Origin of the sequence: Acinetobacter sp. YH12218, assembly GCF_013417925.1 — a bacterium.
GTDB lineage: Bacteria > Pseudomonadota > Gammaproteobacteria > Pseudomonadales > Moraxellaceae > Acinetobacter > Acinetobacter amyesii.
Genome location: NZ_VPDB01000001.1, coordinates 22,576 through 37,729, shown reverse-complemented (window position 1 = coordinate 37,729; position 15,154 = coordinate 22,576). Strand labels below are relative to the sequence as shown.

General features: G+C 41.9%; 13 protein-coding genes. 4 read left to right on the top strand and 9 right to left on the bottom strand.

Annotated features, from left to right (window positions below; all coding sequences use genetic code 11):
* Positions 1–29 precede the first annotated feature (29 nt).
* From FTV03_RS00170 to bfr, 4 genes are all read left to right on the top strand, one after another.
* Positions 30–2,135, top strand: coding sequence for a bifunctional (p)ppGpp synthetase/guanosine-3',5'-bis(diphosphate) 3'-pyrophosphohydrolase (locus FTV03_RS00170; protein ID WP_180039395.1), 2,106 nt, complete (start codon positions 30–32; stop codon positions 2,133–2,135).
* A 54-nt stretch (positions 2,136–2,189) separates the two neighbouring features.
* Positions 2,190–2,573 carry a RidA family protein gene (locus FTV03_RS00165; protein ID WP_180024298.1) on the top strand — a complete coding sequence of 128 codons (384 nt, stop codon included), beginning with the start codon at positions 2,190–2,192 and terminating at the stop codon, positions 2,571–2,573.
* A 217-nt stretch (positions 2,574–2,790) separates the two neighbouring features.
* Positions 2,791–2,985, top strand: a complete 195-nt coding sequence (locus tag FTV03_RS00160) for a bacterioferritin-associated ferredoxin (protein WP_218950587.1) — start codon at positions 2,791–2,793, stop codon at positions 2,983–2,985.
* Between the two features lie 255 nt (positions 2,986–3,240).
* The gene (bfr, locus tag FTV03_RS00155) at positions 3,241–3,705 is read left to right on the top strand and encodes a bacterioferritin (RefSeq protein ID WP_180039393.1); all 465 of its coding nucleotides are present in this window, start codon (positions 3,241–3,243) and stop codon (positions 3,703–3,705) included.
* Between the two features lie 48 nt (positions 3,706–3,753).
* On the opposite strand, the gene tfpZ is transcribed toward bfr, so the two are convergent.
* The 9 genes from tfpZ to gltB form a co-directional block, all read right to left on the bottom strand.
* Positions 3,754–4,488 (bottom strand): TfpX/TfpZ family type IV pilin accessory protein, encoded by a 735-nt coding sequence (tfpZ, locus tag FTV03_RS00150; protein ID WP_180039391.1) that lies wholly within the window; start codon positions 4,486–4,488, stop codon positions 3,754–3,756.
* 28 nt (positions 4,489–4,516) lie between these two features.
* The gene (locus FTV03_RS00145; RefSeq protein ID WP_180039389.1) at positions 4,517–4,777 is read right to left on the bottom strand and encodes a DUF1488 family protein; all 261 of its coding nucleotides are present in this window, start codon (positions 4,775–4,777) and stop codon (positions 4,517–4,519) included.
* A gap of 81 nt (positions 4,778–4,858) precedes the next feature.
* The gene (locus FTV03_RS00140) at positions 4,859–5,353 is read right to left on the bottom strand and encodes a pilin (protein ID WP_180039387.1); all 495 of its coding nucleotides are present in this window, start codon (positions 5,351–5,353) and stop codon (positions 4,859–4,861) included.
* Between the two features lie 204 nt (positions 5,354–5,557).
* Positions 5,558–6,118, bottom strand: coding sequence for a TPM domain-containing protein (locus FTV03_RS00135; protein ID WP_180039385.1), 561 nt, complete (start codon positions 6,116–6,118; stop codon positions 5,558–5,560).
* On the bottom strand, positions 6,112–7,179 hold the full coding sequence (locus FTV03_RS00130; RefSeq protein WP_180039382.1) for a TPM domain-containing protein: 1,068 nt from the start codon (positions 7,177–7,179) through the stop codon (positions 6,112–6,114). The genes FTV03_RS00135 and FTV03_RS00130 overlap by 7 nt, the downstream gene beginning before the upstream one ends.
* A gap of 29 nt (positions 7,180–7,208) precedes the next feature.
* Positions 7,209–7,799 (bottom strand): LemA family protein, encoded by a 591-nt coding sequence (locus tag FTV03_RS00125; protein WP_078189372.1) that lies wholly within the window; start codon positions 7,797–7,799, stop codon positions 7,209–7,211.
* Positions 7,800–7,960: 161 nt separating this feature from the next.
* A complete protein-coding gene (locus FTV03_RS00120; RefSeq protein ID WP_180039380.1) occupies positions 7,961–8,845 on the bottom strand; it encodes a metal-dependent hydrolase in 885 nt (294 codons plus the stop codon).
* A gap of 239 nt (positions 8,846–9,084) precedes the next feature.
* Positions 9,085–10,506 carry an FAD-dependent oxidoreductase gene (locus FTV03_RS00115; RefSeq protein ID WP_078189374.1) on the bottom strand — a complete coding sequence of 474 codons (1,422 nt, stop codon included), beginning with the start codon at positions 10,504–10,506 and terminating at the stop codon, positions 9,085–9,087.
* 69 nt (positions 10,507–10,575) lie between these two features.
* Positions 10,576–15,051 (bottom strand): glutamate synthase large subunit, encoded by a 4,476-nt coding sequence (gltB, locus tag FTV03_RS00110; RefSeq protein ID WP_180039378.1) that lies wholly within the window; start codon positions 15,049–15,051, stop codon positions 10,576–10,578.
* Positions 15,052–15,154 lie beyond the last annotated feature (103 nt).

The following is a 15,154-nucleotide window of genomic DNA, read 5'->3' as shown; positions in this document are numbered from 1 at the left end:
TTTGTAAATCAGTAGTAAAAGGGTGTTCTATGCCAGGCCCAATGGTCAGCCAAGCCAAGCAACAGTTAAATGTGATAATCGACGCTTACCTTTCAGTAAGTGATGTCGAACGCGTGCTTGAAGCTTGCGACTATGCGGATATTGCCCATGATGGTATTACCCGTAAAAGTGGCGAACCCTACATCCTTCATCCGATTGCGGTGAGCTGTATTTTGGCGCATATGCGTCTTGATGCGGAAACTTTAATGGCCGCTTTACTGCATGATGTCATCGAAGATACTGAATTTACTAAACAAGATATTACTGAAAAATTTGGTCTGACCGTTGCTGAACTCGTCGACGGCGTCACCAAACTCAGCCATTCTAGCGATAAAGAATATAATAAAGCTGCATCCTTCCGTAAAATTCTGCAAGCCACCCTACAAGACCCACGTGTCATTATTATTAAACTGGCAGATCGTTATCACAATATGACCACACTGGGTGCTTTACGCCCCGATAAGCGTGCTCGTATTGCCCAAGAAACCTTTGAAATTTTTGTGCCTATGGCACGCCTTGTCGGTATGAATGAAATGGCCGACAACCTTGAACATTTGTGTTATCAAAATCTAGATTTAGATATGTATAACAATGTTCAAGAAGCTTTATTACAAACCAAACCGAAACGCTGCGAATACCAAACCAAGTGGGAAAACAACCTCACCACCCTACTTGAACAGCACCATATTACAGGTCGAATTAAAAAGAAGAATAATAATATTGAATTACTTCGCCACTTTGTAAAAAACGATATCGATCTGCAAGAGCTCACCCATAGTCATGCCTTTGAAATTATTTTACAAAGCATTGCAGACTGTGACCGACTTGCAGACATCCTCAAAGAAAGTTTTAAGGTTTTAAATTACGCCGATCATATCCGTCGCCCACTCCCAGGTGGCAACCAGTCACTGATGATGCGCTTAAAAGGTGAAAAGACCATTTTATCACTGACTATCCAAACAGAGCTGATGCGTAAAGCGGCGCGCTTTGGTGTGGTCCTCGGAGAAAATGCACCACAAGCTTGTCGCTCAGCGATCCAAGCCTCCATGCAAAATTTAAACGTGTTAGTCGATGGCGCATGTGCCAAGACCACATTTAGTGAATTACTCGATTATCTACATCAAGAAAAAATTTGGGTCTACACCCCACACGGTCATTTGCATGAACTCCCTCAGGGTGCCACAGCTGTTGATTTTGCTTATTCAGCGAGCTTATTTTTGGGCAACCATGCTGTTGGTGCGAAAATTAATGGTGAAACCAAACCCCTTTCAACACCATTATTGAGTGGTCAAGTCGTTGAAATCATCACCGATGTTCTTGCAACACCGAATCCTGACTGGTTGAGCTTTATTAACACCCAAAAAGCCCGTCGTGCATTACAAAATATCCTCCGTGACCAAGACCAAGACGAACAACGCTTAGTTGGTCAACAAGCTTTAAATCGCGCATTAAAACTCTTTAACCGTTCTGTGAGTGATTTGACATTAGCCGATTGGGAAAATGTGCTGAATTGGCGTCATTTAAATGATAAAGAACAATTATTTGAACAGATTGCCGTGGGCGACTTACTACCTCAATTGGTTGCCAATCATTTATATGCTCAAGACACCATTCAGAGTTCAAATTCTGCACGCTTGATCTTAGGTACTGACGGTGTCGACGTGAAATATGCGCACTGCTGTAACCCGGTTTTAGGCGATCCGATTCAAGGTCATTTATCACGTCGTGGTTTGATTGTGCACCGTTCACGTTGTCATAATTTATTGCATGAACAGCATTTACATCCTGAAAATATCATGCCTTTACACTGGACCACAGAAGACAGTGAAGACATTAGTTTTACAGCCTATTTATGCCTAAACATGCTGTTAAATGATGAGCAAATTTCAGAACTGATCTATCTATGCCGTAAAGAAAAAGTGGGTGTAGAGACTGTCCGCTCACATGAAGAAAAAACCTATGTGAATATTGTTGTACATAACCGTAAACAAATTGCCGAAATTATCCGTAATTTAAGAATGCATTTTGGCTTCCCACGCATCAGTCGTTTGGCACAACCTGTTGCCATTGCTGAGCCTGCGAAAGTTGCCAGCTAACCTGACACCGCATTTTTATATATGTTGTGTCTGTGATGATAATAGGAGAAATAGATGTCCCGCCAGGTAATCCATACTGAAAATGCACCCGCTGCAATTGGTACTTACTCACAAGCCATTTTAGTGGGCGACACTTTGTATTTATCAGGTCAAATTGGCTTAGATCCATATAGCATGGAGCTGGTAGAAGGCATTGAAGCTCAAATTCGCCGTGTATTCGACAACTTAAAAGCGGTATGTGAAGCTGCAGGTGGTTCGCTAGCAGATATTGCTAAGCTGAATATTTTCCTCACTGACCTTTCTAACTTCCAATTGGTCAACCAAATTATGGGCGAATACTTTGCTCAACCCTACCCAGCACGCGCAGCACTCGGTGTAGCTAGCCTACCAAAAGGTGCACTAGTTGAAATGGATGGCGTGGTGATTATTAATCAATAAGTTAGTAAACATCGCTTAAGCCTTTCACGAAATATCACATTCCAAAAGAACAAAAGCCTCACATGGAAATCTGAGCATTACTCAGATTTCCACTTAAATGACATTTTTTATTCAAAAACTCAATCACCTTAAAAGCATTTTTAAATGATTTTTATTGACAAAAGATAATAATTATCAATAATATTACCTATCCCATTTATTCACTTGGTTTGATTTCATGTACGTTTGTTTGTGCCGTGGTATTACTGATCAAGACATTAAAGATGCAATTGCCAATGGTGCAGAAAGCTATCGTGAAGTTCGCGATATGCTCGATTTAGGCACCTGTTGTGGTCGCTGTGCTCCTGAAGCACGTATGATCATCAGTGATGAAGTTGCGCAAATTGCAGCCCGTATCTCAATTGCCGCATAAATCAAGCTTTTAAATTTTCTCAACAATCATAATTATAAAACCAATGGTCTCAGACCATTCCTCCTCCCCCGCTTCTGACTCTAAGCGGGTTTTTATTTATTAAAACCTGAAAATTAGTGCCTTGTTTTGATTGTGATTTTCATTTGCTGTTCTATAAAACACTCGCTAAATTACACTTTGTTGTTTAAGATATTTCTATTCTAATATCGAATTATATTGCTTAGTTCGAGCTTTATTGCAGTTAAGGAGTCAGACATGAAAGGCAATCGTGATGTAATTAATCAGTTAAATCAGGTGCTTTATCATCATTTAACTGCGATCAATCAATACTTTCTTCATTCACGTATGTTTAATGATTGGGGCATTGAGCAACTGGGCTCTGCGGAATATAAAGAATCAATTCGTCAAATGAAGCATGCTGATAAAATTATTGAGCGAATTTTGTTTTTAGAAGGCCTACCCAATTTGCAGCACCTCGGAAAGCTCTATATTGGACAACATACCATTGAAGTTTTAAATTGTGATGTGCGTAAAGTCAAAGAGAACATCGAAGCCATTCAAGTAGCAGTTAAACTAGCAGAAGAACAGTTAGATTATGTCACTCGAGATCTGGCTCAAGAAATCTTAGAAAAAGAAGAAGAATGGTTGGATTGGGCAACAACTCAGTTAGACCTTGTTGAGTCTGTGGGTATAGAAAATTATATTCAAAGTCAGATTTAAACTTATTAAAAAAAAACCCGCGGATGCGGGTTTCTTTATTATCTTGATTTAATTCCAAGGGCGGAGGTCAACGATTTTTACGACTTCAGCTGTTTCTTTATTAACTAATACTGTCATATCCACAGCATTTGCTTTTAATGGAACATAGCCTGTCGCTTCTGGATACTTTTCTAAAATCTGTTGTACAAGCTTTTGATCATTATATTGCTCAAGTTCTTGCAAACTTTTTGCACGTTGTTTAATTTGTGGTATAGCTTGAGTAAAATCCACATAACGCTCAGGACGTTGTGCAATCGAAATACCCCCTAACACTTCGGCAAACATCTCATTTTCACGTTGTAGTTTGTCTTGCGCAAATTCAACCGCAACATACTGTGGTTGCAACCACGATGGTTGTTTGAATTGTGATTTTACTTGTTCTAAACGCTCTTTAATGATTTCATTTTTTCGTACCAGCTCAAAACGATCGACGTTATAAACTAGCCATGCAGGACGACCTTGCTCAATACTAAAGATACCGAAACATAAGGCTGCGATTTGAATCAGAATAATCACACTCAGGTCAAATTTAAGTGTTTTTTTACCTTCTTTATAGACTAGCCACCCCAATACTGGCCCGACAATCACATCAATTGCAAGCATCATTAAAAAAATGTGAGTAACACCAACGGCACTTGCGAGTGGAGATGGGTACCATACAAAAAAAACCAATCCCATTACCATTAAAACAACTAGGATAGAAATAAATAAATGGCTAAGAAAAAATTTTAGGCGTTTAGGCATAATAGATTACTCAAACATATATGACTATTTATTTACAAACATCATCACTATTTATATGAATACTATTATTCATACTGTAAATTTTTTCTTTTGCAATTTCTTCAAATTTAATGCGGTTAGATTTAAATTGCTCTTCGACTGAATCACACCTATTTTCGGACTCAATATCTTGTAAAGCCTCTTGAGAAATGTGAATTATTATTCTTTGAGTTACCTCCACTTCAAAATTAATTCCGAAGTTTTTATTTTTTGTGTGTTTATCAATAAAACTAATATTTTTAACATTCATTTTCACCATCCTATAGATCTTAATTATAAAAAAAGACTGGCGAACCAGTCTTTTTACTTAATTTTTAGTCTAGAACTAAAATTAACGACAGTTAGATGGAGCTAATTTAGATTCCAAAGTACCAACAGTAGCACCTGTAACCTTAGGAGTAGCACCTGCTGCTAAACAGTTCCAATTAATTTGAGTTGCAGGAGCAGTGTAACCACCACCTGTCGAATCAGGAAGAGCAGCAGTAGTCGTATCACCAGTGTATGGAGCTAAAACTAATGTTGGATTAGAAGCACCAATAGCATCTTTATAAGTGATTGTAATTTCACCATTTGTAATATCGATCCCAACTGATTGAACATCAGTAGTTTCTGTTGGAGCAGAATAACCTAAGTCATATTGAGCTGCACTTGCTGCATTTTCAACTACAGTTGTCTTAGCAGCAGATGCTAATGCAATACCTTCAGAAACTTTTGCACGTTTTGTATAATCTTGATAAGCAGGGATCGCAACTGCAGCAAGAATACCAATAATTGCAACAACGATCATTAATTCGATAAGAGTAAAACCCTTTTGAACTGATTTCATAACATTCTCCACAAATGTTTTTTAATTTAATTATTTAATAAAGCTATGTAGCTTGTTTTATAAATAGCACAGAGCGTGCCAAGATTTATTATAGTGAAAATGACAGAAAAAACAGCACTTTAAAAAAATATTTTTATTTTTTGTAATCATTACGTCTCTTTTTGTGTTTAAAAGTGACGATTTGTGTCACTTTATCACCGTTTTTTAGCGCAAAATAATGGGCGCATTTGCGATTTCATTCGTTCTATCTACAGACTTACCTACATAAAAGTGATCCATCACTTCACCAATCTCTTTTACACCAACCATCAAAGCTGTTCGGTATTGTTTATTTTGCATTTTTTGGATAATACGCGCGCAAATAGCCTGCCACACTTGGGCATCGGTTGCCTGTCTCATCCCACGATCAATCACAATTTCCACCTGACGTTCACACAAGTTTAAATAAAGCAAAACACCACTATTAAATTCTGTATCCCACACACCCAGTTCAGCAAAGAGCTGTTCAGCACGTGCACGGGTATTTTGATAATAGGCTTGGTTCGAAGGAATATGCCCTTCGATCACCACCTGTATTTCGCCCACATGGCCATGCTCAGCTTCTGTCACCGCTTGTGCAATGGCCTGCTGATCTTGCTTATTAAAAAACCGGTTTGCTGCAGGCATATAAAAAAAGTGCTTCAACCAGCGTTTAAAACTTGGTTGCTGTATTTCCTGTGTTTTAGGACAGGTGACAATTTCTGTTGTTTCTGTTTTCGTTACCATGAACCTGATGCTCCCCCACCGCCAAAGCCACCACCGCCTCCGCTATAGCCGCCGCCACCAAAGCCATCACCTCCGCTACGGCCTCCACCGCCCCCACCACCAGCAAGGAACATTTGAAAAATGGTTTGAGCAATAGCCGTAATCAGTAAAAAGAAAATTGCTCCACCCATCAACAGACTGGTGAGTAGACCTGCACCGTTGACCAAACCCGCAACGGTACCTGCAACAGCAGCAGTTGACGCACTTAAGCGTTTACCCACAATAAAGGATGCAAAAATACCAATCACCAAAATAATGAGAACCGTTGTAAACGTTTTCTCTTTGGCTTGTTGCTCGTGTAAGGCTTGTTCCTGACGTTCTTTTAACTCTTGGGCTGCTTGAGCTGCAACTTCAGGGTCTTGATTTAAAATTTGGGTTATTTCCGTTAAGCCTGCATCAATGCCTTGAGCATATTGGGCTTGCTTAAAATACGGTGTGATTTGATTACGAATAATGCGACTAACGATGATATCGGGCATGATTCCTTCTAACCCATAACCCGTTAATATTTGTATGCGACGATCATTCACAGCAATCGCCATCAATATCCCATTGTCACGTTTTGCTGAACCGAGTTGCCATTTTTCTGCAACTCGCATGGCGTAATCAAAAATATCTTCTTGACCTGTGGTTGGCACAATCACGACACCAATTTGTGCCTTACCTTGTTCGTGCAACTGTAGAATTTTCTGACTAATGGCTTGCTTTTCAGCAGCCGAAAGTAAATTTGCCTGATCAACTACCGGTTCATTTAGCGTCGGCAAGCCACGAATCGACTCGCCATCTGCCATATCATTGGCGATATCCGGCTGCTGAATTTTGATTTCAGGCTGTGCTGTTGTTTCTTTTTGTGTAGCTGACTGCTGATCTTTTAATATTTTACCGACAACAACTGTTTCAGCATCTACATCTGTAGCGGTGGCAGTTTCTGCGTGTGTGAAACCCACCACACACAATAAGCATGCTAAAACCATGCGCTGCAGCCATAACAAACCTGTATGTTTTAGCTCAAAATCCACCATCAGCCCACCTCACAATGCAGTGATGCCAATTAATTAAAATCAACTTTCGGTGCAGTTTGTGCACTTTGCTCTGCACTAAAGTTAGGCTTGGTATCCATACCGATGACTTTAGCTGTCATCACTTGCGGGAACTGGCGTGCATAGCCATTAAAGTCTTGTACCGTAGTAATGTAGCGATTACGTGCGACAGCGATCCTGTTTTCAGTGCCTTCAAGCTGTACCTGTAAATCACGGAATTGCTCATTGGCTTTTAAGTCTGGATAATTTTCCGAGACTGCAATTAAACGAGAAAGTGCGCTGGTCATCTGCGCTTGAGCTTCTTGGTATTTTTGGAACAATGCTGGATCTTCTAAAACTTCTTTATCCACTTTTAGACCTGCTACATTGGCACGTGCCTGCGTTACTTCCGTCAACACTTGCTCTTCATGTTTTGCATAGCCTTTTACGACATTCACTAAATTCGGCACCAAGTCTGCTCGACGCTGATATTGGTTTTGCACCTCAGACCATGCTGCTGTAACGGCCTCGTCTTTGACTTGTAATGTGTTATAGCCACAACCACTCAGGGTCAACGTACTGACTAATGCGATTGCGAGCATGCTTTTTTTCATTGAATTCATAACCCTTAACCTCAAGTATTTATTTGTAATTGTTTAAATAAATTCATTCTAACCTTATTTTTCGAATGAATTATGTATTTTCTTTGTGATTAAACTGATCTACTCGAAAAATATTTAGCATTAAAAAAAGCCCACAACTCGGGCTTTTTTAACATTTTGAATTAACTATACAATTGCGGTGTAATTTCAGTCTGAAAACTTTCCATTTGATATTCATCAGCAAGGCGTTCTTTCCAATATTTCACGATCTGACTGTAATCAATTTCGCTCGGATGGAATTCTGCTTTGTAATATGACAAATATTCTGGCGTCAATTGAATAAACATTTTTGCCAATAAATACGCGCCGAAAATATTTCCACCAACCTTCGGCAAACTTTTTTTCTTATCCTGCATAAATAGCTTCGTTGCAGAATAAAACGTAAGACTTGCAAAACCCGTGGTCACACTGCGCATAATCATGCGGCGTATTTTGTCATCTCCATAGACATGTTGATATACATCGAATGCTACCGCACGATGCTCAATCTCTTCAATCGCATGCCACACCCAAAGTTTCACTGCATCATCATCTAAAGTACTGAGCACTTCAGGATGTCTTAAAATATAGCCACCAAGTAAAGCAGTAAAATGTTCAAATGCACAGGTAATTGCCAACTGTATTTTTGGATGTAAGTTTTTTACATAGCTGTCTTTACGTGCCAACCATGCTTGGAAACGATCTAAATTATAGGTTTCACTGCGCCAAGCATCGTTAAATTCAGCATGGGCTTTGGAATGTATCGCTTCTTGCCCAATGAATGCCGCGATCTCAGCTTGTAATTTTTCATCACTGACTTTATCGCGTACATTACGCACGCTATGCACAAAGAATTGCTCACCAATGGGAAAGGTCGATGACAATGCCGTCAACAAATGCGACATCACCGGTGAGTTGGCAAAATAATGCCTGCGAATCGCTTTAGGATTGAATTGTGCTCGACGTACCGTAATGCCAATGGCTTTAGGACGATTTAAATATGTTTTTTGTGTCGTCACTTGCGTCATGCTCGCTTCCTAAGATTTAGATCATGATCGCAGTATGTAATTCCTAAGCTCTTTCACACATGGCAAAATGTGCTAGCACACTTGCATAATTCACCATTCTAAAGCGCTGTCTGACAACTTTTCAGCGTATTTATCTGCAAAATCCATTTACTTGTCATTTGAGGTAAATTCCAAAAAATAAAAACCCGCCGAAGCGAGTTTTTTGAATAAATCCAATGCAATCACTGGCATGTCATGACTTAAACATCTAAGTAGTCAAGAATACCTTCTGCAGCTTGGCGACCTTCCCAGATTGCGGTTACCACAAGGTCAGATCCCCGGACCATATCACCGCCGGCAAAAATTTTCGGATTCGATGTTTGGAACTTAAACTCTTGCTGTTCAGCAGCAATGACGCGACCTGAACCATCCATACTGATGTTTGATGTAGTAAACCAATCTGCAGGGCTGGTACGGAAACCGAAGGCAAGCAATACTGCATCTGCTGGTAAAATTTCTTCTGAACCTGGAACTGGCTCAGGGCTACGACGACCGCGACTATCAGGTGCACCTAGCTGTGTAGTCACAACTTTAACACCCGTCACTTTGCCATTTTCACCTACAATTTCAATCGGCTGACGATTAAATTGGAAATCTACGCCTTCTTCTCGCGCATTTTTCACTTCACGACGTGAACCCGGCATGTTTTCTTCATCACGACGGTAGGCACAGACAACGGATTCGGCACCTTGACGGATCGAGGTACGGTTACAGTCCATCGCGGTATCACCACCACCCAGAACAATCACTTTTTTGCCTTCCATGCTGATGTATTCAGATGGATCTTTTTCCCATCCTTGCGTACGGTTGACATTGGCAATCAAGAAATCCAGTGCATCATGCACACCAACAAGGTCTTCACCCGCGAAACCGCCCTTCATGTAGGTATAAGTTCCCATACCCATGAATACAGCGTCGTAATCAGCCAGTAGCTGATCAATGGTCACATCTGTACCAATTTCAGTATTTAGACGGAATTCAACGCCCATGCCAGAGAAAATCTCACGGCGACGTTTCATTACGTCTTTTTCCATTTTGAATTCTGGAATACCAAATGTCAGCAAACCACCAATTTCAGGACGTTTGTCGAATACAACTGGCTTCACACCATTACGTACAAGAATATCAGCACAGCCAAGGCCAGCAGGACCTGCACCAATAATCGCAACTTTTTTGTCTGTCCACTTAACGTGTGACATATCTGGACGCCAGCCCAATGCAAAGGCTGTATCGTTAATGTATTTTTCAGCATTACCAATGGTGACTGCACCAAAGCCGTCATTTAGCGTACATGCGCCTTCACATAAACGGTCTTGTGGGCACACACGACCACAAACTTCAGGCAATGTGTTGGTTTGATGACACAATTCTGCCGCTTGGAAAATGCGACCTTCTGCAATCAGTTTTAACCAGTTTGGAATGTAGTTATGTACTGGACATTTCCATTCACAATACGGGTTACCGCAACCTAAGCAGCGGTGTGTTTGGTTTTTTGCAACTTCAGCTGTAAACGGTTTATAGATTTCCACAAATTCTGCTTTGCGGACAACTAGATCTTTTTTCTCTGGATCTTGGCGTGCTACATCCAGGAACTGAAAGTCATTATTTAGGCGCTCTGCCATGTCTCTCTCCGTGGGTAGGTGTAAGCATGTTTGGACTTACACCTGCCTATCAAATCTGCAGTAGTGGAATTATTGTGGATCAGCTTGAGTTGTTTTCAACAAAGTCTGCAAATTAGCAGCTTTTGGTTTCACAAGCCAGAATTTGCGGCTATAGAAGTCAAACTCGTTGCGGATCTTATACGCCCAAGCACTACCTGTTTCTTTAATATGTTCATCTAAGATACGGCACAAGAACTCTTTATGTTCTTCCATCGATTCTGTAGAGATACGGTTCAATTCAATCAGTTCGTGGTTGTAATGGTCTACAAAGTCATTGTCGAGGTCAAGCACATAAGCGAAACCGCCTGTCATACCCGCACCAAAGTTATGACCCACTTTACCCAATACAGTCACGATACCACCTGTCATGTATTCACAGCAGTGGTCGCCTGCACCTTCAATTACAGCAAACGCACCCGAGTTACGTACTGCAAAACGCTCGCCTGCTGTACCTGCAGCAAATAATTTGCCGCCTGTTGCACCATATAAACAGGTGTTACCAATGATCGCAGTATTTTGCGTTTGGAATGGTGAACCTTTCGGTGGGAAGATCGAGATACGACCACCAGCCATACCTTTACCCACGTAGTCATTCGCATCACCCTCTAGGCTGATGTGTAAACCGCCGGCGTTCCAAACACCCAATGACTGACCTGCAGTCCCTGTTAATTTAACTTTAACAGGGTGCGCTTCCATACTGAGGTTGCCATAACGTTTTGCAATCTCACCCGAAATACGCGCGCCAATTGAACGGTCACAGTTACCGATAGTGAAGCTATATTCACCGCCTGTGCCTGCTTCAATCGCTGGCAGCATTTCAGCTACCATTTTCTCAGCCAATAAACCTTTATCGAATGGTGCATTACCTTGTACTTCACAGTACTGCGCTTTGCCTTCAGCCGCAGGATGCGATTGGAGCAATGCGCTCAAATCAAGGTGTGCATGTTTTTCAGTTTCACCCGGAAGCATTTCCAGTAAATCTGTACGGCCAATCAAATCTTTCAGACTTGCAACGCCTAGCGCTGCTAACCATTCACGTGTTTCTTCCGCAATAAAGTGGAAGAAATTGATCAGCATTTCAGGCTCACCGATATAGTGTTCCTGACGTAAATGATCTTGTTGTGTTGCAACACCGGTCGCACAGTTGTTTAAGTGGCAAATACGTAGGTATTTACAACCCAATGCGATCATCGGTGTAGAACCGAAACCGAAACTTTCTGCCCCAAGAATCGCTGCTTTCACAACGTCTAGACCTGTTTTCAAGCCACCATCAGTTTGTACACGGACTTTGCCACGCAGGTCATTCACACGTAGCGCCTGATGCGCCTCAGATAGACCAAGCTCCCATGGAGAACCTGCATGGTGAATTGAAGAAAGTGGAGAAGCCGCTGTACCGCCGTCATAACCAGAAATGGTAATGAAGTCTGCGTATGCTTTTGCTACACCAGCCGCAATCGTACCAACACCGGGCTCAGAAACCAGCTTAACTGACACCATCGCCTGTGGGTTAACCTGTTTTAAATCGAAAATTAACTGTGATAAATCTTCGATTGAGTAGATGTCGTGATGCGGTGGCGGAGAAATTAATGTCACACCCGGCACTGAGTAACGTAAACGTGCAATTAAGCCATTCACTTTACCGCCCGGCAACTGACCACCTTCACCTGGTTTTGCACCTTGCGCCACTTTAATTTGAAGGACTTCTGCAGAAGTTAGATATGCAGGGGTCACACCAAAACGGCCAGATGCAATTTGTTTGATTTTCGAGTTACGAATAGTGCCGTAACGCGCTGGGTCTTCACCGCCCTCACCTGAGTTCGAGCGACCGCCAATGGTATTCATTGCGATTGCAATGGCTTCGTGCGCTTCAGGTGATAATGCACCTAAAGACATCCCTGCCGAGTCAAAACGCGGCAGAATTTCTTCTACGGATTCAACTTGATCGAGTGCAATCGATTGATCTGTTTTCAGCTTGAATAAGTCACGAATCGTCGCGATTGGACGGTTATTCACTAGCTCTGCGTATTCTTTAAAGTCCGCATAATTACCAGAACGCACAGATTTATGCAGTGCATTAATTACGTCTGGGTTAAATGCATGGTATTCCTTACCGAATACAAATTTCAGCATACCACCTTGATCGATTGGTTTACGTGATTTCCATGCCAAATCTGCCAATTTTTTCAAGTCATTTTCTAGATCAGAGAATGTTGCGCCTTTAATACGGCTCGGTACGCCAGTAAAGCATTTTGCAACCACTTCATCAGAAAGGCCGACCGCTTCAAACAACTGACCGCCACGGTAAGAGGCAACAGTAGAAATACCCATCTTAGAAAGGACTTTCAATAAGCCTTTCTCAATACCTTTACGGAAGTTCGCTTGCGCATGAATTGGGTCACCCAACAATTCGCCTTTCGCGATCAAGTCATTAATCACGTCATATGCAAGGTAAGGATAGATCGCAGTCGCACCGAAACCAAGAATCACCGCAAACTGGTGTGCATCACGTGCTAAACCAGTTTCGACAATGATGTTGGCATCTGTACGTAGACCCACATTGATTAAATAGTGGTGAACCGCACCAGTTGCCATCAATGCATTTGCAGGTAAGAAACCTTGACGGATTTTCTTATCAGACAATACAAGTAATGTCTTTCCATCGCGAATCGCTTGCGCAGATTCTTCACAAATACGCGCGATGGCAGCTTCTAAGCCTTCATCTTCTGCATAGTTCAGGTCGATATCTGCAATCTCGTAACCTTTACGACCAAGGGTACGGATTTGATGCATTTTCGAATTTGACAGTACTGGGCTTGAAATGATCAGACGATCTGCATGTTCTGGACCTTGTTCAAATACATTTTGTTCACGGCCGAGGCATGTCTCTAACGACATTACGATCGATTCACGTAATGGATCGATTGGCGGATTCGTAACCTGAGCGAACTGCTGACGGAAGTAGTCAGACACATGGCGCACCTGACGAGACAATACTGCCATTGGCGTATCATCACCCATTGAGCCCACGGCTTCCTGACCGCTTTCAGCGATTGGACGAAGCAATTGGTCACGCTCTTCAAAGGTAACCATGAACATTTTTTGTGAAGCTTTCAGGTCATCGCCTTTTAAGCCTTGTTCACATAAATATTCTTCCAGCTCTGGACTTCCTTGTACACGCACTGAGTTTTCACGCAGCCACTGACGGTACGGACGCATACGTTTGAGGTGATTACTCACATCTTGAGTATCGAGCATTTTGCCAGTAAAGGTATCGATCACCAAGATTTGACCTGGACCGACACGACCTTTAGATACAACGTCTTCAGGTTCATAACCCCAAACACCAATTTCTGACGCCAAGGTGATGTAACCATTTTTAGTAATTACCCAACGTGCTGGACGTAAACCATTACGGTCAAGCATACAAATCGCATGACGACCATCTTGAATTACCAGACCTGCTGGACCATCCCATGCTTCCATATGCTTCGAGTTGAATTCGTAGAATGCACGTAAGTCCGCATCTAAAGTTTCAACGTTTTGCCACGCTGGTGGAACCAACATGCGTAGCGCACGGAACAAGTCCATACCGCCACCGACAAGGATTTCCAGCATATTATCTAAGCTTGAAGAATCCGAACCTGTACGGTTTACGATTGGATTCAGCTCAGTTAAACCCGGCAATAATGGGTTTTCAAATTTTGGGGTACGTGCCATCGCCCAGTTACGGTTGGCGGTAATGGTATTGATCTCACCATTGTGTGCTAAGTAACGGAACGGCTGAGCCAATGGCCAACGAGGCAAGGTATTAGTTGAGAAACGCTGATGGAATACAACAATGTGTGACTTTAAACGCTCATCAGCAAGATCGGTATAGAAATCAGCAATGGCTGCTGGCATCATCAAACCTTTATAGCTGATCACAGTTGAGCATAAAGTGGTTACATAGAAGTATGGGTCAGCAGTCAGCTGTTGTTCTGCACGACGACGTGCCATCACCAACTTACGGTTGAATTCAACCTCTGAAACACCCATTGGGCAATTCACGATAATTTGTTCAAATGCAGGCAATGACTGCATCGCGATTGAACCCAATGCATCGTTATTGGTTGGCACAACACGCCAAGCGATGACTTTACAACCTTCGTCTTCGATTTCTTTGGTTAAAATTTGTTTTGCATGTGCGGCTAATGCAGGGTCTAGGTTTAGAAATACCGTACCTACAGCAAAGATTTCACTCAATGTAATGTCACTGAGTTTTTTCGCTTCTTCACGGAAAAATTCTTTTGGCATAGCAAGGAGTAGACCACAGCCGTCACCGGTTTTGCCATCTGCGGCAATACCACCACGGTGGGTCATACAACTTAAACTATGCATTGCGGTTTTGACGAGATCATGGCTTGCATCACCCTGCATATGGGCAATTAAACCGAAACCACAGTTATCTTTAAACTCATCCGGTTGGTATAAACCTTGAGCGGGAGCTACAGTATTAGGCGATGGCATGTGCATAGCGTACCCTTCTTTTCTTTACAGCTCTTTCGAGCACTTAACAAACTAATTTCTTGTTGCGATTCGTCTTAACTTACTCACATGAATTGTTCTGTCG

Coding starts and splice junctions, on each gene's coding strand:
- FTV03_RS00135 (WP_180039385.1), bottom strand. CDS start 6,118: ATGGTAACGAAAACAGAAACAACAGAAATTGTCACCTGTCCTAAAACA.
- FTV03_RS00160 (WP_218950587.1), top strand. CDS start 2,791: ATGTACGTTTGTTTGTGCCGTGGTATTACTGATCAAGACATTAAAGAT.
- FTV03_RS00130 (WP_180039382.1), bottom strand. CDS start 7,179: ATGGTGGATTTTGAGCTAAAACATACAGGTTTGTTATGGCTGCAGCGC.
- gltB (WP_180039378.1), bottom strand. CDS start 15,051: ATGCCATCGCCTAATACTGTAGCTCCCGCTCAAGGTTTATACCAACCG.
- FTV03_RS00165 (WP_180024298.1), top strand. CDS start 2,190: ATGTCCCGCCAGGTAATCCATACTGAAAATGCACCCGCTGCAATTGGT.
- FTV03_RS00115 (WP_078189374.1), bottom strand. CDS start 10,506: ATGGCAGAGCGCCTAAATAATGACTTTCAGTTCCTGGATGTAGCACGC.
- FTV03_RS00145 (WP_180039389.1), bottom strand. CDS start 4,777: ATGAATGTTAAAAATATTAGTTTTATTGATAAACACACAAAAAATAAA.
- tfpZ (WP_180039391.1), bottom strand. CDS start 4,488: ATGCCTAAACGCCTAAAATTTTTTCTTAGCCATTTATTTATTTCTATC.
- FTV03_RS00170 (WP_180039395.1), top strand. CDS start 30: ATGCCAGGCCCAATGGTCAGCCAAGCCAAGCAACAGTTAAATGTGATA.
- bfr (WP_180039393.1), top strand. CDS start 3,241: ATGAAAGGCAATCGTGATGTAATTAATCAGTTAAATCAGGTGCTTTAT.
- FTV03_RS00120 (WP_180039380.1), bottom strand. CDS start 8,845: ATGACGCAAGTGACGACACAAAAAACATATTTAAATCGTCCTAAAGCC.
- FTV03_RS00125 (WP_078189372.1), bottom strand. CDS start 7,799: ATGAATTCAATGAAAAAAAGCATGCTCGCAATCGCATTAGTCAGTACG.
- FTV03_RS00140 (WP_180039387.1), bottom strand. CDS start 5,353: ATGAAATCAGTTCAAAAGGGTTTTACTCTTATCGAATTAATGATCGTT.